The following is a 19,084-nucleotide window of genomic DNA, read 5'->3' as shown; positions in this document are numbered from 1 at the left end:
TACTTTCTCAAACCCCAGTTTGCTTTCTCATTTTGGTGTTTTCCGCAAGTCAAATAAGCTTTTACTTTCTCAAACCCCAGTTTGCTTTCTCATTTTGGTGTTTTCCGCAAGTCAAATAAGCTTTTACTTTCTCAAACCCCAGTTTGCTTTCTCATTTAAGTATTTCGCGCATTCATAACAAATATGACGCTTGTAGCAAAAATCATTGCAGATTTGCCAGAATTCTCTCAGGCTGATCTATACGTAAGCCTTTTAAGGTAAAGAATATTAACCGTATTATATTACAAGGTGTAGATCATGGCTCGGAGAAAAAGAACTTCTGTAGTATTAGAAAGAGCAGTGCGCCGTGCGGCTAGCATAAACTCAATTGATCCGAGGTTAGATTTAGGCAATGGACTTACCTTACCTGCCTTTTCAAGCCTGATTGAGACGATGCGAACCAAAGAAAATGCATATAATAGTGCCCTTTCCAGTTTGGATAAATTGTATCGTGAAATGCTGGAAACAGAAGACGAGTTAGGAGATATGACAGAACACATGCTAATGGCAGTGGGGACTCGATATGGCAAAAGCAGTGTGGAGTACGGTATGGCGGGAGGAGTTCCTAAAAACCAGCGTCGTAAGGGACTGCGAGGGGAGTCGCCAATCAATGATGAGCAACCGTCATTCGTTGCCAATGTGGAGAGCAAGAATGGAAAGAAACCAGCAGCGACAACTTAATATGTGCTATTATACGCAAAATTTTTTCAAGCAAAAATAATTGCATAAACATATTCGCAAAGCGTTTAGTAGACATCGCTCTTAGTAAGAAAGAGACGTAGCAGTGCTACGTCTCTACTGCAACTTTTATAAAGACTTGATCCGTTCTACGCCGCCCCATATTTCAAAAAACCGTTTAGTTTCAGCTTCTATCTCTGAAATTGTTCTTGGCTGTCCATTCCCAGAACCTGGAAAAACAATATAAACGATATCTTTGGGAATTCCTCGCCTGACTCTTGATTGTACTAATGGATCGTTTCCAACAGCCTGAGACAAAGCTATTGAACCCTCTCCAATTTGGTTTTTAGGGCCAACATCAGCATAAATTGCAAAAGTGAGTTTTTCGTTATTAGTGTTGTAAACAACTGCAAAATCTCCTAATTTAACGCCTGTAGCTTTTCTAAAATCACCATTTCCCGGAAGAACAATATACGGAATCTTTGTTGAATCAACATAGCGACGTGGATCTTGTTTAACAAATCCAGAGTCGAATAATGCAGTCGTAGAAATATAGTATCCAGGATATGGATCAGTACTGCCTTGAATAAATGGATTGCCGTTTTTATCTACAGCTAGTGCCCACCAGTTGTCCGAATACCCAGCATTTGCCAAAAAATCAATCCCTGTATCTGCGGGGTGATAAGCATTAGGCGCGCCATCAGCATTAATGCTCATACCTGCCTCATAGAAAAATGCAGATTCTCCATTTGCCTGGAAAATAGAAATTTCACCAATTTTCAGAATAGTCTTGATAGAAAATTTGGTGACTGGACTAAGGAATTTTTGAGCTACGAAACCTTCTAAAATTTTGCCTTCAAGAATAGTTGCCACCTTCCACCACTTGTCATGATCCGAATGTTTAATTTTAGTGACAATATATCCTTTTGGAAGAGATGCTATTTGATTAACTTCGTCAACAATCGGTGCTGAACGTATATTCAAACTATCTGATATTACTTGAAATTGCTGCATAAATTACTCCAAATTTAAAAGTTGAAATTATGAAAATACATTAAGAAAGCCAAATTTTGTGCTGATGCTATTGCTAATACCTAGTCTCAAACTCTGATTTTTTGATGTCGTGTCAGCTGGGCGGGCAATGCCTGATTTCTCTGGAAGGAAGCAAGGCGAATATAGGTGAAAAAACCCCGCAACACACCCTACATCTAAATGTCACTTACTAAATTGCTGGATTTAGATTTATAGCATTTTGCATCTAAATGAAGTACATCCTTTACCCCCCTTAATCCCACGCCACTTGCTTCAAGTCGGCAAAGCCGCCCAACGCAGTGACTCCCCCTTGTAAAGGGGGAAATTCTCAATTTAGTTCCCTCCCCAATACATACGGGAAGGGTTAGGGAGGGGTATTTTTGTACTTCATTAACTTGCAATCTGCTGTAGATTCTCGACTTCTTGTAGACACCCAGAGGGTAGAAGTTGCGAATCTGGGCAGCAATTTTTGCTTAAAAAGTAGCATTCCACCCTAAAGCCACCTTTGACTTGACAAAAAAATTTAAACAAAGGTGAGTAAGCGAACATCTTGGGAACTATAGAAGCAAATCAAATTAGCACAACTTTCAGCTTCCAGCAATGAAGACTCACTATCTCAGCAAAGCTAAGGCGTTGCCATTACAGATTGTTCTTATTGTTCCCTTCGTGATTCAAATTTTTGCAGCGGTCAGTTTAGTGGGTTATTTGTCCTTTAAGAATGGACAAAGAGCAGTTAACGACCTGGCAGGGCAGGTGATAGATCGTACCAGGAACGTAGTAGACGAACACCTCAAGTCTTATCTTTCTGTTCCGCAAACCCTAAATCAGATCAATGCAGATGCTATCCACAGGGGAATATTAAATGTGCGCGATCGCCAAACCCTTGGCAAGTATTTCTGGGATCAAATGCAGGCCTATGACCTGACTTATATTGGTATTGGACTAACGACGGGTGAGGGGCTGGGTGCAGCTCGTTATGATGGCAAGACAATCACCATTGATGATTGGACTGCCAAGCCTCCCGATAATGTTTACACTTACGCTACCAACGATCGAGGCGATCGAACTCAAATCAATGCTCGGTGGGATTGGGAAAATTCTCAGGAATCTTGGTATACCCAACCGATCGCTGCTGGTAAACCCATTTGGGGAAAGATTATAACTGCAAATTTTCCAACTGGCCCTTACATCGCCGCCTCTGCTAGTCGTCCGATTTATGATTCGCAAAATCGCTTGCTGGGAATGATTGCCTGCGATATTCATCTCCTAAAACTTGGCGATTTTTTACGCAATTTGGATATTAGTCAGTCTGGGCGGGTGTTCCTTTTAGAACGTGATGGCACATTAATCGCTACTTCCGGCACTGAAAAGCCCTTTACTTTAGTTAATCAAAAGGTTAAAAGATTACAAGCGAGCGACAGCTCTGACCCAATAATACGGAAGGTTGTCAGACACCTGCAAACTTTTAAAGGGTTTGACTCCATCAGCCAAGACACAGATTTTCAGCTTGAAATACAAGGAAAACGGCATTTTGTCGATGTTGTACCTTGGCGTGACAATTATGGCTTGAATTGGTTGCTGGTAGTGACTGTGCCAGAAAACACATTCATGGCACAAATTAACGCTAACACGCAGACCACGCTCACCCTTTGTTTTGGTGCATTAGTCATTGCCTCGGTGATGGGCGTGTTTACCTCTCATTGGATTGTACGCCCGATACTGCGCCTAAATTGGGCAAGTGAGGCAATGGCATCCGGCAATCTAAATCAGACAGTAAAAATTAGCAGTATTCGAGAACTTAATACCCTGTCTAATTCTTTTAACCACATGGCAGGACAACTGCATGAATCGTTTACGGCCTTAGAGAAAAGCAAGGAAGAACTAGAAGACCGGGTAGAAGAACGTACCACTGAACTTAAAAATGCACTAGAGGAATTGCGGCGCACTCAATCTCAAGTTATTCAAAGTGAAAAAATGTCTAGTTTGGGACAACTAGTTGCTGGAGTTGCACACGAAATTAATAATCCAGTCAACTTTATTCATGGCAACCTCGATCATATCCAAGAATATACCCAGAATTTATTAGAATTTGTGCAATTGTATCAGCTGCACAATCCTAACCCTACTCCAGAAATTGAAATTGCTGCCGAAGATATGGATTTAGAGTTTTTGCAGTCAGACTTACCAAAATTATTGTCTTCTATGAAAGTGGGCACTGATCGCATTCGCCAAATTGTATTGTCGTTGCGGAATTTCTCCCGCATCGACGAAGCAGAATTCAAAAACGTCGATATTCATGAAGGTATCGACAGTACTTTGATGATTTTGCAGCACCGCCTCAAAGGTAAACCAGAACAACCTGAAATTAAGGTGATTAAAGACTATGGCACTGTACCCCCAGTAGAATGCTATGCCGGACAACTTAATCAGGTATTTATGAATATTTTAGTAAATGCGATTGATGCGTTAGAAGAAAATAATACCAAGCGTACTTATCAGGAAATCAAGGACAATCCCAGTCAAATTAAGATTCGGACATCCGTAGTTAATTCAATGTGGTTAGAAGTGGCGATCGCTGATAACGGAGTTGGTATTTCTAAAGAATTTCAGCAACGAATATTTGATCCCTTTTTCACCACTAAACCCATTGGCAAAGGAACCGGAATGGGTATGTCCATCAGCTACCAAATCATCACACAAAAACATAACGGTAAACTGGAGTGTTTCTCAACTCCTGGAAAAGGAACCGAGTTTATCATTCAGATTCCCCTGTGGCTAAGGAATGGTTGAACTATGAATTATGGCTGAGGCTTGCGGGAAAAGGAAGATATAGAGAGTTTTGGATTATACAGCAGATTTCAATTTCAGGAAGCTGTACTTCATTAATTTGTAAAGTGCTGTTAGTAACAATACTTTTGCTAATTTACGAAGCCTAAACAATGATTTGCGGTTTAGGGCGTAACAGGTTATGACAGTTGAACAGATAGTTAAAATCAGTAGTCGTGTTTGTTAAAAAATTTATGCAGATAAATCAGGTGATTGAAACTTACGATCGAGGAGCGGTGGATTATGACGCAATTATGAAGCGTTACTGGCACATAGAGCGCGAACCCCTAATTGCTTCTTTGCAGCTAAAGCCAGGACAAACTGCCCTGGATGCTGCGGTAGGAACAGGTCTTAATCTTCCAGCCTATCCTGAAGGTGTACGTGTCGTCGGTATCGATCTTTCTGAGAAGATGATGGATGAAGCACGTAAAAAGCCCGTATCCGCAGACATCACCTTCAAGGTATCGGATCTCTGCGAGCTTGATTTTTCTGATAATAGCTTTGATGCAGCAGCGTCGGGATTTACCCTGTGTGTCGTTGAAGATCGAGTCCGCGCGCTTGCAGAGATCCTGCGAGTTACTAAACCTGGTGCCTTGATTGCCATTCTCGATTACTGCAAATCACAAGATCCAGAGATTCAGAAATGGCAAGAATTAATATCTGATAGTACTTCACAGCTAGGTTTTCCGACTGGCAAGATCAAGTGGGATGCATTGATGGATTATGACAAATTGATTTACAATAGCAAGCTTCCCATTGAAGTGCTTGCGGACGATCGCACAGACAGTCCAAACCCGTTTTTATGTGGTTGTCAATTACTGCTTAAAAACTCAAAAAGTTAAAAGCAATAGAATCAATAGACCTCTTGCACATATACAAAATTCGCCCACCCTGCGGGATCTTGCTACATCCCCCAACCTTCTTCTCCCAAAATTGGGAGAAGGGCAGCCAAATTCTAAATCCCTCTGCCAAGCTTGGCAGAGGGATTTAGGGTGAAAGCTCATTGATTCATCCAAGAAGTCCAATGAGTGCGATCGCAGTATGTGCGTTAGAGTTTTACAGGTAGTTTTTAAACAGTTCTAAAACATGTTGCCAAGCATCAGGAGCCGCTTCTGGGTTATAACTTGGGTGCTGGGCTAAAAATGGGTATTGGTCTTTGAAGAATCCGGCGAAGAATCCGTGTCCAGCGTCATATCGAAATACACGATGATTTATTTGATGTTTCTGGAGTTCCGCTTCAATTTGCTCATTTTCTTTCTGGGAAACTAATGCATCTCTTGTACCAAAAAATGTATAAATAGTACCTTTAATTTCAGAGGTACGATTAATGGTTGGAGTGTCTTCACCATAACTAGCAGTGGTGATCCCACCACCATAAAACGAAGCTGTTGCTTTGATATCGGGTAAAGTTGCAGCCATATAAGCAACATGACCACCAAAACAGAAACCAATGACACCGAGGGCATCATCTTTGACATTGGGTAAAGTTTTGAGGTAAATAATGGTAGCTTGAATATCACTGAATATCTCTTGATATTTTACTTGTTGATAATATTCTAAGCCCAGCCGATAGGCTTCTGGGCTATAGCCAATATCTTCAGGGCTAAAATCAGCCTCAAAACCGGGAGCAATACGTTGATACATCGCTGGAGCGATCGCTACATAACCTTGTTTAGCAATCAGTTCGGTGATATCTCGAATATTACTATTAATTCCAAAAATTTCTGGAAAAACTATAACTGCGCCAAAGTTTCCCTTTTGTGCTGGTTGAGCTAAGTAAGCATCAATTTCTAAGTCATTGTTAGGTACTTTGACATAATAAGTGTTAATTTCGATATTTGTTGTTTCTAGCATCTTTGTTTCAACGGAATTTAGATCAATTCATCTATTCTGACTGTTTTTTAACACCAATGGGCGATGACTATTACAGGCAGAAACACCAAAGTGTTGCTCTGCTCAATAAAGGGAAATTGCTTACCTCAAGTATTACTTTGCTGTGATCAGTAGATTGGATGAATTTCTAACTTTTAAATAAAATGTCATCTCAAACTTCTGGAAGATCCCAAGGGTTTTTGATTTGTGCGACTTTACATAAAGTAAGCATAAAAACTCAAAACTATTAATTACAACAAAAAACAATGCCCGACGAAAGTTTTAGAACAAACGTTCCAGAAATTGACTCAACGGAAATTGAAGATAATCGAGCTGCGATCGCCGACGAACATCGCTCCTTCCTGGAAAAAGTTCAGGTGAAAGCCGGATTTGCAGAACCCTATGATGCAAGAGATTTTACCGAAGTTGTGTTTCGCGTGATGCGCGACGTGATGACTACAGAAGCCAGCGATCGCGTCGAGGCAGAACTGCATACGGAGGCTATACCTACTGATGAGAAAGCACTCCAGTTTGAAGTGTCCGATCTCTGGAAAGATACCAATCCAATTGTGGGATTTTTGAGCCGGGTTCGTCCACCCTGGAAAGGCGCAGGTATCTTCAATATCGATTCCGATCGTTTCCTGTTCCGAGTTGCTAATGAAAGTGGAATGCCGCGATCGGTTGATCGAGAACAAGCGGTTAAAGCAGTCTTTTCTGCCACCAAAGACGAGCTTTCCGAAGAACGGATTCAGGAAATTGCTAGCTGGCTACCTGACTATGTACGTCAGCTTTGGGAACAAGCTTAATTAGAAAGCTAAAACAAGTCAAACCTGTTTGTGAGTAGCGATCGCAAACAGGCTTTTTATATAATAAGTTTGATGTGAATTTATACTTCAAAGTTACCCTACAGCAAACTCTGTATATTGTCTTACATGAGGTGCATGATATGCTATCACAATATCTTGCTTAGGCACTCCCTCACTCACTAGTTGATCTGCGATCGCATCCTCCGTTCCATCATGCTGCACCCAAATTTTCCCATCCTTGATATCTATATGCAGCACACAGCCGTAAACCCGGGTACTGCTATCCTTCCATCCTACATGCACAAGCTGATAGTGGTCTTTTGTAGTATCAAAAATAGTTTGACTTTCTATTGGATCGCTCCCAGAACGCAACTTTGCCCGCACCGTTAATAATCTCTGAATTAATTCACGATACAAAATTAGCTTATCCATTCTGCAATCTCCTGTTTTTCTGTGTCATACACCAAAAGGGGAATTTTGTTACGGACAATGACCGTTTGAATAAATGGATATCTGAAAAATCGCTTATAAACGTCGAGCGGAACTGCTAAATACAACCGCCGTTCTGGATCATCATCTTCCAACACAATCCGATGTTAATAAATTGTCCAATTGCAGTGTGGAACTCAGAAATAGTTGAGGGTGCCAAAAACGTTTTGATTTCAATTGCAATCTTTTGCTCATCCTTTGTCGCTGCTAGCAACAGTTCTGCACCCAAGTCGATGTAAAAATCAACAAACCCTAAATCAATGTGGTACGGATCATGAGTAATTATCCACCCTTCCTTCTCAAGGGCACTTCTAACCAGTTCATGAAACGTATCTCTTGCAGACATCGTAGACAGCTAACCATAAAGATAAAGTCTTTGCCTAAATTGTATCGTGTATACCACTAAAGCAGTACCAGGCGTACATACGTTCGGCGTATAACCTGAAGGGTATCGCGCAGTCGTTTTTTAGAAAAAAGAATATATGACGGCAGTATTATATCACCTCACAACCAAATCTGTGAGAAAATAATATTGTTATCTTATAGCAAATGCGATCGCCTTTTACCTATGATTTCTAGCATCTCGCGCCGCTACAGCTTGGATGAATATCGTGCGATCGAAGAAAAAGCCGAAGGACGCAGCGAATATCGAGATGGAGAAATTGTACCCATGCCTGGAGGAACCCTCAAACACAGCCGTATCAGTGGCAATATTTTTGCCTTCCTCAAGTTTTTGCTGCGCGATACTCAGTTTGAGCCAATTAACAGCGATTTGCGGCTGTGGATTCCTGAACATCGACGCGGGGTGTATCCAGATGTAATGGTTTTTGATGGTGCAACCACAACTAAATGGCGATCGTTTAGATGAAGTCTTAAATCCCATTTTGATCGTTGAAGTTCTATCTCCTTCCACCGCAGATTACAACCGACTCAGTAAATTTCGGATGTATCGCTCAATTGCGAGTTTTAGCGAATATTTATTAGTCGAACAGGATGAACTTTTTGTGGAACGCTACAGTAAACAAGCCGAAGGTTGGTTGCTCAGTGATTTTAGCGGCTTAGAGCTATCTATTTCTTTGGATTCAGTTAGTATTGATTTGCCAATGGCGGAAATTTATCGCGGCGTTGTTTTTGAGTAAATAAGCTTTGCAGCGTTGTGACAACACCTGCTAATAGCAGAATGCGATCGTACTTACTGATCACCTCAAGATACTTATCAAAGTAAACTTTTGATTTCAGGATTTACACTACCAGCAGACAAATAAGCCTTCTTGATTGTTCCGATGTATTTAGTAACTAATCTTTGCAAACCAGTATCAAAATAATGAGTCTCCATCTCTTCCTCTCTGACAAGATCAGTATTGCAGCACTCCCATACTAAATGCCCTGGACATGAACCTTCTTTGTTGTCCCAACATTTTTTATTCTCTTCAGAAGGGGAAGAACCTTTACTCCACAAACGAACTAAATAGCTATTTGGAGAATTAATCTCAACTGTCATTTCCACAAAACTCTTTTCTAAATCCACACTCAGTCCTACAGCTTCGCCTATATCGCTTGTATCATTCCAAAACTTAATTTCGCAGTTTCCAGATTTTAGTTCTCGAATAATTGACTCAGAAATATATACCAAGTTGTTTTCAAGCTGATGATATGCAAAATCTTCTCTTGTTTGCTCATTTATTTTACTGCACATGTCTGTTGCCTATTTATAGTTTAGCTTCAATTAGAATTATTCCCTAAAAGAGATCAAAGCTAACGCTACTTTCTTATTAGCTTGTTTCTTCTTCTAAAATATCTGATGGGGTCATCCTCAAGCCCATTCCCTCAAGAGTATATTGTTGTCACCATTCATGACGCTTTATTTCGGAGATTTTCTGGTTAGTCTTTTTGTAAATCACTTTTGAACTGATTACGTGTTCTTGTGGCATCTGTAATGCTAATACTTCCACTGCGCTATCGCTTGATAATTGCCGCTATAATTTTTACACTAGCGATCGCTGCTATAAATATCTTATTGTTGAGAGCCAGATAAAATATTTTAGTTCAAGTGTCTTCAGCTGCTTAAGTATTTGGTTCAGAGTTTCTATTGCCATACTTTTTTAATCTAGATTTCTATCCAAAATAGCTATTCCCAGTCTTCATACTTCAAGTCATCAATACCGCTAAATTCGCGGGTGTTGTGAGTGACAAGTATGAGGTCATTTGCTAAAGCAATCGCAGCAATTAACAAATCATTTGCTCCAATTGGAATCCCCAACACATTAAGACGAGCGCGAATATTTCCAGCTATTTTGCAGCTTGATAATCCAGTGGTAAATCAGCAAACTCAGCAAATAAATTTTCTAGATAATTGAGGTTTCTATTAACATTTGTGCTTTTGTAAGCTCCATAATACAGTTCGCTATAAACAACTGTACAGATATAAATTTCCCTAGAAGGAATTAATAAAGTTTTTTGGGTGACAGGTGAATTTGGTGAATTCAGAATTTGGATACACGCATTTGTATCTAGGAGGTAGGCCATTGAATCTCCTCTCGTTCCTCAAAGGGAAGCTGCTCTGCACGTTCAAGCGGATCACCTTCCCAACTACCTATTACTTCTTCAACAAACTTACGAGAGTATCCTAGTTCTTCGGGCGTTTTGGTTAGATACTATGAGGATTTTTGTATAACAGGTTGAAAGACAATTACTACATCTAATTCTTGGTTGGCAATTTCAGGTGGAAGCTGGACTTGTAGAATTCCATCATTACCAATATATGTTCTAATCTTAATGCTATCCATAACTGACCCCCTAACTTATTATATTATCAGTATTTAGGCGGGTTGAACTTTGTTTATAAACTATTTCCATCCTCAACTTCTCAATCTCTAATCTCAAGTTATCATTCTCCATCCTCAACTTAGCATTCTCTTCCCTAATCAACTCAATTTCATTCCTCTTACTCAACGCCTGATTAATCGCCAACTTCCGCATATCTAGTGAAAACCAACGCTGATAAGTTTGGGTGTGAACTTGCACGCTATGCCCTAAATTATCTGCCGCCGCTTTAATTGGTATCCCTAAAATATGCGCCCGAATTGCCCAAGCGTGGCGTAAGTCATAAGGTTTAAAATCCAATCTGATTTTGCGAAACCACCAGCTAACTCGCTGTGTTAACGCCGTTATCTCAGCATGATTAGTGTTATCTTTTTTGGCGATCGCACTTCTCAACATCTCTAAATATTTAGGATTTTTCAAATCAAAATCTTCAACCCATTGCCTATATAATGGCAATGTTTCTCTCTCACCAGTTTTACAATCCTGATGAACTTTCCATGTTAAATCTGTATTTTCTTGACTCAACCACCAATCAATATCAGGATTAATAAATAGTTCCCGTGGACGTAAACCAAAAACGGCTAACATTCCATACGTCCAACGCCAAAGTTGCCAGCTATCTTGAACGTTTTGATTAACTTGATTACCTCTTTTATTAAAATAATCTTCAAATTTGGTAAATCCCTCAAATATTTCCGCATCATTCGGTATATTTCGGGAATTATTCTCTGGAATTTTGGAATATTTCGATAAATCAATTTCGATGTTGAATGTTACACAAAATGCAGCGATCGCTCTAGCTGCATTATACTTAGCCCATTCCTTATTGATTTGTTCAATTGAACTAATCAAATTTTCAGGAGTTGCTAAATGGTTAGGATTTGTAAATCTCTTTGTTCTAGAAAAATAATAAAAAAAAGTATGTTCGCTTTTTGTTGTACGTTTGTGATTTTTAAAATACTCTGCTTCAAAATTTTCAAGTAATTCTCCTATGGTTTGAAATTTTTTTTTAATTACTTCGTTTCCTAAATATTTATCATTCCATTCAAACGTTTTACGAGCGATTAATTTCCCTAATTCATAAGCTTCTTCCTCAGCCGTTTTAAGTCCATCCAAATTAGCGGGAATATTCAAACTGAGATTGTATTGCTTTCTCCCAGTTCCATTGTTATCTTTGTCTCCCGGTTTAATTGGTAACGTCGCCCGTAATTGCAGACTTCCATTCGATTCTCTAATTGTCACCTTTGCCTTTGCAGACTTCAAACGCAGATTAACTTTCTCTAATTCTAGTAGTACTTTCGTTCTCATGTGTTCTTTTTGCTGCTGTGCTTGCAGAGATGAGCAAAAAAACGGACGATTTTTTAATCGCCTTGGCTCAGGACAACATTTAGATGATGCGTGAGTCCTGAACCTGATTATGCATCGCTGTGTTTTTAGCCTATATTTAGCCTCAAAATAAATGTGTTATCGGCGAACAATGTTTATCGCTGACACTGTTTACTGCAAACATTAGGCTATTGAAAAGAATTAAACCATAAAAAGGATTACTCCGGCCCTTATCACGGTTATGACGGCTTCGCCATCTTTGCTCGTGATATGGACTTGGCACTCAACAGCCCAACTTGGTCATTAATTGGCGCTCCTTGGAATGAAAAAGCTCAGGCTAAGAAGGCTGAAGTTAAGGCTAAGGCTGCCGTCTAGGGAAATGGGAGAGAGCGATAAGTAAGGATAACCTGGGGCTAAAACCCCAGGGGGGAGTTGGGAATCCAATATTCAAAACTGAAAAATTAAAATTTCTTTTGATTTTTGCATTTTGAATTTTGAATCATATTCCTATCTCCCTTGTACAGACGCGATTAATCGCGTCTCTCCCACCTCAATCAGTAAAGAATTCAGTAAGCTTGGAGATCCAGAAATGCCTCAGAATCCAGAAAAAATTCAAGACCACGTAGAGTTATTCCACCAACCGGAGTACAAACAGCTATTTGAAAACAAAAAGCAGTTTGAAAACGGTCACGAAGCCGAAGAAGTACAACGGGTTGCAGAGTGGACAAAGGGTTGGGATTATCGTGAAAAGAACTTCGCTCGTGAAGCTTTAACTGTTAACCCTGCAAAAGGTTGTCAACCATTAGGAGCAATCTTTGCTGCTGTTGGTTTTGAAGGTACTCTACCTTTTGTTCAAGGTTCTCAAGGTTGCGTTGCTTACTTCCGCACCCACTTAACCCGTCACTACAAAGAACCATTCTCTGGTGTATCTTCTTCAATGACTGAAGATGCAGCCGTGTTTGGTGGTCTGCAAAACATGATTGACGGCTTGGCGAACTCTTACCAACTCTACAAGCCCAAGATGATCGCTGTCTGCACCACCTGTATGGCAGAAGTAATTGGTGATGACTTACAAGCTTTCATCAACAACGCTAAGAATGCTGGTTCAGTTCCTCAAGATTTCCCAGTACCTTACGCTCACACTCCTAGCTTTGTCGGTTCCCACATCACTGGTTACGACAACATGATGAAGGGAATTCTTTCTAACTTGACCGCAGGTCATAAGAAAGAAACCAGCAATGGTAAAATCAACTTCATCCCAGGTTTTGACACCTATGTAGGCAATAACCGCGAAATCAAGCGGATTGCTTCCTTGTTCGGCTTTGACTACACAATTCTAGCTGACAACAGCGACTACCTGGATTCACCAAATACAGGTGAGTTTAATATGTATCCAGGTGGAACAAAGCTAGAAGATGCAGAAGATTCAATTAATGCGAAAGCTACAGTTGCTCTGCAAGCACACTCCACTCCCAAAACTCGCGAGTACATCGAAAAAGAATGGCAGCAACCAACCTCAGTTTCCCGTCCTTGGGGTATTAAGGGTACTGATGAGTTCTTGATGAAACTCAGCGAACTGAGTGGTATACCCATTCCCGAACAATTAGAAATTGAACGCGGTCAGGCAGTTGATGCCATGACTGACTCTCACTCATGGATTCATGGCAAGCGCTTCGCTATCTACGGCGAACCAGATTTAGTATACAGCGTAGTTGGCTTTATGCTAGAAATGGGTGCTGAACCTGTGCATATCTTGGTTCACAACAGTAACGAAGTATTTGAAGCAGAAATGAAAGAACTGCTTGCTTCTAGCCCCTTCGGTAAGAATGCAACTGTTTGGCCTGGTAAAGACTTGTGGCACATGCGATCGCTGTTGTTCACCGAACCAGTAGACTTCCTAGTAGGTAACACCTACGGTAAGTACCTGTGGCGCGACACCAAGATTCCCCTCGTGAGAATCGGCTATCCGATCATGGATCGTCACCACTTACACCGCTACGCCACCATTGGTTATCAAGGTGTGATCAACTTGCTCAACTGGACTGTAAACACCCTGTTTGAAGAAATCGATCGCAACACCAATATTCCTTCTAAGACAGATATTTCCTACGACTTGATTCGTTAGAAATTGCGTAGAAACACAACGCGTTAATTAAAGGGTGAAGAAGGGGAGTAGGGAGTAGGGAATAAGGAGTAGGGAAATATCTAAACCCAATCCCCAATCCCCAATCCACAATCCCCAACTCCCCTTTTTCTTTCTAGCATTTACCCAAGGTGTTTATAAATGGAAACCATCAATCACACTCACCAACACACTCACACTCATCCTCATCCTAATTACCATCCACCTAACCAGAAAAAACGAGGATGGTTCAACAATCTTCTTAATCCGTTGCGCCGTGTGGTGGATGAAATTCAGGTTAACAATAATCGCATCGCTCATCTAATTTGCCAAACTATTCCTTGTTGTTGTCCCTTTGAGCGACAAATTAAACTATTTGGGAAGTGTATTGATATTCCACCACTATGTAAACTCAATCCTTTATATGAGGAATTTGTAGGATTGCGTTTCCGTGCTCTATCTTACCTCACTGATGTATGTGGAGAGGATGTCACAAAATACATTTGCTAATTATTGGGCATGGAGCATTAGTCAGTAGAGACGCGATTAATCGCGTCTGTACAATGGTCATTAGTAACTCACGAATGATAAAGGACAAATGACTAATGACAATTAACAATTAAGTACAAGAAGAGAGATGAAAATCACCCAAAGCAAAATCAACGAACTGCTCACTGAAACAGGATGCGAGCATAATCAGCACAAACAAACAGAAAAGAAAAATAAGTCTTGCGCTCAACAGGCACAACCTGGCGCGGCTCAAGGGGGCTGCGCTTTTGATGGTGCAATGATTGCCTTAGTGCCGATCGCAGATGCTGCTCATTTAGTCCACGGGCCGATCGCTTGTGCTGGTAATTCCTGGGGCAGTCGTGGTAGTCTGTCGTCTGGCCCGCAACTCTACAAAATGGGCTTTACCACTGACTTGGGTGAAAATGATGTCATCTTCGGTGGTGAAAAGAAACTCTACAAAGCGATTCTGGAACTCAAAGAGCGTTACCAACCAGCAGCAGTATTCGTCTACGCCACATGTGTTACAGCCTTAATTGGTGATGATATCGATGCTGTTTGCAAAGCTGCGTCCGAAAAAATTGGTATTCCTGTTATTCCGGTCATTGCCCCAGGATTTATTGGCAGTAAAAATCTCGGCAACCGTTTTGGTGGTGAATCTTTGTTGGAATATGTTGTCGGCACAGCAGAACCGGAACATACAACGCCTTATGATATTAACTTAATCGGTGAATACAATATCGCCGGGGAAATGTGGGGAGTAACACCACTGTTAGAAAAATTAGGCATCCGGATTTTGTCTAAAATTACGGGCGATGCTCGCTACAATGAAATTCGCTACGCCCACCGCGCCAAGCTCAACGTCATGATCTGCTCGCGAGCGCTGCTGAATATGGCGAGAAAGATGGAGGAGCGTTACAACATCCCCTACATTGAAGAGTCTTTCTACGGCATCGATGATATGAATCGCTGTCTGCGAAATATCGCTGCTAAATTAGGCGACGCTGATTTACAGGAGCGGACAGAAAAGCTGATTGCAGAAGAAATTGCTGCTTTAGATTTGGCACTGGCTCCTTATCGCGCTCGACTCAAAGGTAAGCGAGTTGTGTTATATACAGGTGGTGTCAAGAGTTGGTCGATTATTTCCGCGGCTAGGGACTTGGGCATTGAAGTTGTTGCTACCAGTACTCGCAAAAGTACTGAAGAAGATAAAGCCAAAATCAAGAAGTTGCTCGGCAACGATGGCATTATGTTGGAGAAGGGCAACGCTAAGGAATTGCTACAAGTGGTTAAAAACACCAAAGCAGATATGCTGATTGCTGGTGGACGTAACCAATATACCGCTTTGAAAGCTCGAATTCCTTTCCTTGATATCAACCAAGAACGCCACCATCCTTATGCAGGTTATGTGGGAATGATTGAGATGGCGCGGGAACTGTACGAAGCTCTGTATAGCCCGATTTGGGAACAAATACGCAAACCCGCTCCTTGGGACGAGGAGGCTGTTTAATGGCGATCGTTACCGTTTCTAACAAAGCACTGACAGTTAATCCCCTCAAGCAAAGTCAAGCTTTGGGTGCAACCTTAGCCTTTCTGGGATTGAAAGGGACGATGCCTTTATTCCACGGTGCTCAAGGTTGTACTGCTTTCGCCAAAGTTGTCCTGGTGCGGCATTTTCGAGAAGCGATTCCCCTAGCTACCACAGCGATGACGGAAGTCACTACTATTTTGGGTGGTGAAGAGAATGTGGAACAAGCAATTCTGACTCTGGTGGAAAAGGCTAACCCAGAAATTATTGGTTTATGTAGTACTGGGTTAACTGAAACTAGAGGAGATGACATCGAGGGTTTTCTGAAAGAAATCCGCGATCGCCACCCGGAATTGAATGATTTAGCGATCGTTTTTGCACCTACCCCAGATTTTAAAGGGGCGTTGCAAGATGGTTTTGCCGTTGCTGTAGAAAGCATAGTTAAGGAAATTCCTCGCGCGGGTGGAATTAGAACTGAACAAGTCACAATTTTGGCGGGTTCTGCTTTCACACCAGGGGATGTACAGGAAATCAAAGAGATAGTCACATCTTTTGGATTAGTGCCGATAGTTGTACCCGATCTTGGCGCTTCCTTAGATGGGCACTTAGAGGATGATTATAGTGCGGTTACAGTCAGTGGGACTACCTTAAAACAGCTAAGAGAAGTAGGTAATTCTGCTTTTACCCTGGCATTGGGTGAAAGTATGCGGGAAGCTGCAAAGATTCTGGAAGAACGCTTTGGCACACCTTATGAAGTGTTTGGCCAACTGACGGGATTAGAACCAGTAGATGAATTTATCCAAGCATTGGCGTTTCTGAGCGGTAACAGCGTACCCGAAAAATACCGCCGCCAACGCCGTCAGTTGCAAGATGCGATGCTGGATACTCACTTTTACTTCGGTGCAAAACGAGTTTCCCTAGCACTGGAACCAGATTTGCTGTGGTCAACAGTACATTTCCTGCAATCAATGGGAGCGCAGATTCATGCAGTGGTGACAACCACGCGATCGCACTTACTAGAAAAACTCCCAGTAAAAAGTATCACCATCGGCGATTTAGAAGACTTTGAGAGTATAGCAGGCGGTTCTGATTTGCTGATTGGTAACTCGAATGTCGCTGCGATCGCTAAACGGCTTTCAATTCCTCTTTATCGTCTGGGATTGCCTATCTATGACCGTTTAGGTAATGGTCAATTTACCAAAGTTGGCTATCGAGGCACGATGGAACTTTTGTTTGGTATCGGTAACCTATTTTTAGAGGCAGAAGAAGCGAGAGTTAAGCAGTTCCAAGAGTTGGGAATTGTGAGCGCAGAGTTTTGAATTCTTCTTTAAGAATTCAGGAGTCAGAATTTAGAATGCTTTCGTTCTTCGTGTCTATGCGCCCTTCTCTAACGAGACGCTGCGCGAATGCGGTTCGTTTCTTATAGACTTTGGCGCACCAAACAGAATTGGTATAAATATGCAGATTTAATTCTGCCAGTCGAATAATTACTCCTCAATTCTGACCGGAGGCGGAGCGTCTCCGGCTCCGCTCCTGAATTCCTTCTTATCAATTCAAAACTCACAACTTTAGAGAGGAGAATTACGATGAAAATTGCCTTCACGACGAGTGACCGAGTTCATATTAATGCTCACTTCGGATGGGCAAAAATGATTGATGTTTACGAAATTTCTGATCAGGGATATCACTTCGTAGAAACCCTCAATTTTGCAGGTGAACTCAAAGAAGATGGGAATGAAGACAAAATCACCCCAAAACTTGAGTCAATAGGCGACTGTACGATTATTTACGTAACAGCAATTGGTGGTAGCGCTGCCGCTCGTTTAATCAAGAAAGGTGTCACCCCAGTGAAGGCGCGATCGGAAGAAGAAGAAATTACCGAAGTGCTAAATAAGCTAGTGAAAACCCTCAAAGGTAATCCTCCACCTTGGTTACGTAAAGCTTTACAGCAAAAACCCACAAATTTTGCCGATGAAGTTGAAGATGAGGCAACAGTATGACCGCAAATAATAGTGTTAACGGAACAGCTACAACTGAAGTTTTGAACTCGCCTTTTCTGAAGGTATTAATCAAACAAATCCGTGGTCAAGACAGTTATGGGGTTTATCGTACTTGGTCGGATGAGTTGATTCTCAAACCCTTTATTGTCACTAAACAAAAGAAACGAGAAATTTCCATTGAGGGCGAAGTCGATCCGATAACTCAAGCTCGAATTATGGCATTTTTCCGAGCTGTAGCTGCTGGGATTGAACAAGAAACAGGTTTGATATCTCAGGTTGTAGTTGATTTGAGCCATGAAGGATTTGGCTGGGCGCTAGTTTTTTCTGGTCGTCTTTTGTTAACTGTGAAAACTCTGCGAGATGCTCATCGCTTTGGCTTTGACTCACTGGATAAATTAGCCGAAGAGGGAGAAAACTACGTCAAAAAAGGGCTTGATTTGGCGAAGCGCTTTCCTGAAGTTGGCAAAATTTAAGAGTGCTGAGTGCTGAAAAAGGAGTGGCTGATTGTGCAAGCAGAAGAAACGAGTATTGAGGAACTACAAGGGCAAATCAGACGCCTCAACAGCAAAGCAGGTCAAATGAAAATGGATCTGCATGATTTAGCTGAAGGTTTGCCAGCAGATTACAAACAACTTATGGATGTTGCAGCTGCAACTTATGAAATCTATCGCCAGTTAGATGAACTTAAGCAACATCTAAAACAATTGGAGAATGCTAAATGACTGGAACTATTGATGAATTCAAGAAACTCGTAGATGCAGAAGAATTTTTTCAATTCTTTAATATGTCCTACGATTTAGAAGTTGTGAATGTAAATCGTCTACATATTCTGAAAAAGTTTTCTCAATACATCCAGGAAGTTGATGATAATTCTCCTGACTTGAGTGCAGAAGAGAAATTAAATCAATATTCTTTGGCTTTGCAAAAAGCTTATCAGGTATTTATCGAATCAACACCCCACGAACAAAAGCTGTTCAAAGTGTTTAACGACAAGCCGAAAAATGTAGTCACACTGACAGAAATCACTTCTGATTAG

At 41.2% G+C, this 19,084-nt stretch carries 19 protein-coding genes and 4 pseudogenes; 14 read left to right on the top strand and 9 right to left on the bottom strand.

The features are described 5' to 3' along the window. The first annotated feature begins 297 nt into the window (after positions 1-297). Entirely contained in the window at positions 298-720 is a 423-nt protein-coding gene (locus V7K89_RS35485) for a hypothetical protein (RefSeq protein ID WP_335195556.1), read from the top strand. 126 nt (positions 721-846) lie between these two features. Here the strand turns inward: V7K89_RS35485 and V7K89_RS35480 are convergent, their stop codons facing one another. Further along, positions 847-1,731 carry a glycoside hydrolase family 75 protein gene (locus V7K89_RS35480; RefSeq protein WP_335195555.1) on the bottom strand — a complete coding sequence of 295 codons (885 nt, stop codon included), beginning with the start codon at positions 1,729-1,731 and terminating at the stop codon, positions 847-849. 618 nt (positions 1,732-2,349) lie between these two features. Between V7K89_RS35480 and V7K89_RS35475 the strand changes: the two genes are divergently transcribed. Continuing rightward, entirely contained in the window at positions 2,350-4,539 is a 2,190-nt protein-coding gene (locus V7K89_RS35475; RefSeq protein ID WP_335195553.1) for a sensor histidine kinase, read from the top strand. 212 nt (positions 4,540-4,751) lie between these two features. After that, the gene (locus V7K89_RS35470; protein ID WP_335195552.1) at positions 4,752-5,417 is read left to right on the top strand and encodes a class I SAM-dependent methyltransferase; all 666 of its coding nucleotides are present in this window, start codon (positions 4,752-4,754) and stop codon (positions 5,415-5,417) included. Positions 5,418-5,631: 214 nt separating this feature from the next. Here V7K89_RS35470 and V7K89_RS35465 read toward each other — a convergent pair whose 3' ends face one another. After that, positions 5,632-6,429 carry a dienelactone hydrolase family protein gene (locus V7K89_RS35465; RefSeq protein ID WP_335195551.1) on the bottom strand — a complete coding sequence of 266 codons (798 nt, stop codon included), beginning with the start codon at positions 6,427-6,429 and terminating at the stop codon, positions 5,632-5,634. 284 nt (positions 6,430-6,713) lie between these two features. On the opposite strand from V7K89_RS35465, the gene V7K89_RS35460 reads away from it, so the two are divergent. Continuing rightward, positions 6,714-7,253, top strand: coding sequence for a DUF2267 domain-containing protein (locus tag V7K89_RS35460; protein WP_335195550.1), 540 nt, complete (start codon positions 6,714-6,716; stop codon positions 7,251-7,253). Positions 7,254-7,346: 93 nt separating this feature from the next. Here the strand turns inward: V7K89_RS35460 and V7K89_RS35455 are convergent, their stop codons facing one another. Beyond that, positions 7,347-7,685 (bottom strand): XisI protein, encoded by a 339-nt coding sequence (locus V7K89_RS35455; RefSeq protein ID WP_335195549.1) that lies wholly within the window; start codon positions 7,683-7,685, stop codon positions 7,347-7,349. Beyond that, positions 7,673-8,088: pseudogene (locus V7K89_RS35450) on the bottom strand (XisH family protein). Before V7K89_RS35450 ends, V7K89_RS35455 begins: the two are co-directional and overlap by 13 nt. A gap of 222 nt (positions 8,089-8,310) precedes the next feature. On the opposite strand from V7K89_RS35450, the pseudogene V7K89_RS35445 reads away from it, so the two are divergent. Next, positions 8,311-8,881 (top strand): annotated as a pseudogene (locus tag V7K89_RS35445) (Uma2 family endonuclease). 77 nt (positions 8,882-8,958) lie between these two features. On the opposite strand, the gene V7K89_RS35440 reads toward V7K89_RS35445, so the two are convergent. The 5 genes and pseudogenes from V7K89_RS35440 to V7K89_RS35420 form a co-directional block, all read right to left on the bottom strand. Then, positions 8,959-9,438, bottom strand: coding sequence for a hypothetical protein (locus tag V7K89_RS35440; protein WP_335195548.1), 480 nt, complete (start codon positions 9,436-9,438; stop codon positions 8,959-8,961). A 432-nt stretch (positions 9,439-9,870) separates the two neighbouring features. Continuing rightward, positions 9,871-10,002, bottom strand: coding sequence for a hypothetical protein (locus V7K89_RS35435; RefSeq protein ID WP_335195547.1), 132 nt, complete (start codon positions 10,000-10,002; stop codon positions 9,871-9,873). A 29-nt stretch (positions 10,003-10,031) separates the two neighbouring features. Next, entirely contained in the window at positions 10,032-10,268 is a 237-nt protein-coding gene (locus V7K89_RS35430; protein WP_335195546.1) for a PIN domain-containing protein, read from the bottom strand. A 128-nt stretch (positions 10,269-10,396) separates the two neighbouring features. Beyond that, complete coding sequence (locus V7K89_RS35425; protein ID WP_335195545.1) at positions 10,397-10,528, bottom strand: hypothetical protein; 132 nt, start codon at positions 10,526-10,528, stop codon at positions 10,397-10,399. A 10-nt stretch (positions 10,529-10,538) separates the two neighbouring features. Beyond that, positions 10,539-11,915, bottom strand: a pseudogene (locus tag V7K89_RS35420) (site-specific integrase); the annotation flags it as partial. A 183-nt stretch (positions 11,916-12,098) separates the two neighbouring features. Between V7K89_RS35420 and V7K89_RS36245 the strand changes: the two are divergent. From V7K89_RS36245 to nifW, 9 genes and pseudogenes are all read left to right on the top strand, one after another. Further along, positions 12,099-12,266, top strand: a pseudogene (locus tag V7K89_RS36245) (nitrogenase molybdenum-iron protein alpha chain); the annotation flags it as partial. A gap of 214 nt (positions 12,267-12,480) precedes the next feature. Further along, complete coding sequence (gene nifK, locus V7K89_RS35410; protein WP_335195542.1) at positions 12,481-14,016, top strand: nitrogenase molybdenum-iron protein subunit beta; 1,536 nt, start codon at positions 12,481-12,483, stop codon at positions 14,014-14,016. Positions 14,017-14,175: 159 nt separating this feature from the next. Continuing rightward, positions 14,176-14,523: a Mo-dependent nitrogenase C-terminal domain-containing protein gene (locus tag V7K89_RS35405; protein WP_335195541.1), complete on the top strand. Its 348-nt coding sequence runs from the start codon at positions 14,176-14,178 to the stop codon at positions 14,521-14,523. Positions 14,524-14,650: 127 nt separating this feature from the next. Next, on the top strand, positions 14,651-16,030 hold the full coding sequence (gene nifE, locus V7K89_RS35400; protein ID WP_335195540.1) for a nitrogenase iron-molybdenum cofactor biosynthesis protein NifE: 1,380 nt from the start codon (positions 14,651-14,653) through the stop codon (positions 16,028-16,030). After that, positions 16,030-17,367 (top strand): nitrogenase iron-molybdenum cofactor biosynthesis protein NifN, encoded by a 1,338-nt coding sequence (gene nifN / locus V7K89_RS35395; protein WP_335195539.1) that lies wholly within the window; start codon positions 16,030-16,032, stop codon positions 17,365-17,367. The genes nifE and nifN overlap by 1 nt, the downstream gene beginning before the upstream one ends. A gap of 267 nt (positions 17,368-17,634) precedes the next feature. Beyond that, positions 17,635-18,048 carry a nitrogen fixation protein NifX gene (gene nifX / locus V7K89_RS35390; protein WP_335195537.1) on the top strand — a complete coding sequence of 138 codons (414 nt, stop codon included), beginning with the start codon at positions 17,635-17,637 and terminating at the stop codon, positions 18,046-18,048. Then, the gene (locus V7K89_RS35385) at positions 18,045-18,521 is read left to right on the top strand and encodes a NifX-associated nitrogen fixation protein (RefSeq protein WP_335195536.1); all 477 of its coding nucleotides are present in this window, start codon (positions 18,045-18,047) and stop codon (positions 18,519-18,521) included. The genes nifX and V7K89_RS35385 overlap by 4 nt, the downstream gene beginning before the upstream one ends. 33 nt (positions 18,522-18,554) lie before the next feature. Then, positions 18,555-18,770, top strand: a complete 216-nt coding sequence (locus tag V7K89_RS35380; protein ID WP_335195535.1) for a CCE_0567 family metalloprotein — start codon at positions 18,555-18,557, stop codon at positions 18,768-18,770. Continuing rightward, on the top strand, positions 18,767-19,084 hold the full coding sequence (gene nifW, locus V7K89_RS35375; RefSeq protein ID WP_335195533.1) for a nitrogenase-stabilizing/protective protein NifW: 318 nt from the start codon (positions 18,767-18,769) through the stop codon (positions 19,082-19,084). The genes V7K89_RS35380 and nifW overlap by 4 nt, the downstream gene beginning before the upstream one ends.

Source organism: Nostoc sp. (assembly GCF_036917515.1).
In the GTDB taxonomy this organism is placed as follows: domain Bacteria; phylum Cyanobacteriota; class Cyanobacteriia; order Cyanobacteriales; family Nostocaceae; genus Nostoc.
The sequence above is the reverse complement of the archived record's forward strand: the minus strand, read 5'-3'. Positions and strand labels throughout refer to the sequence as shown.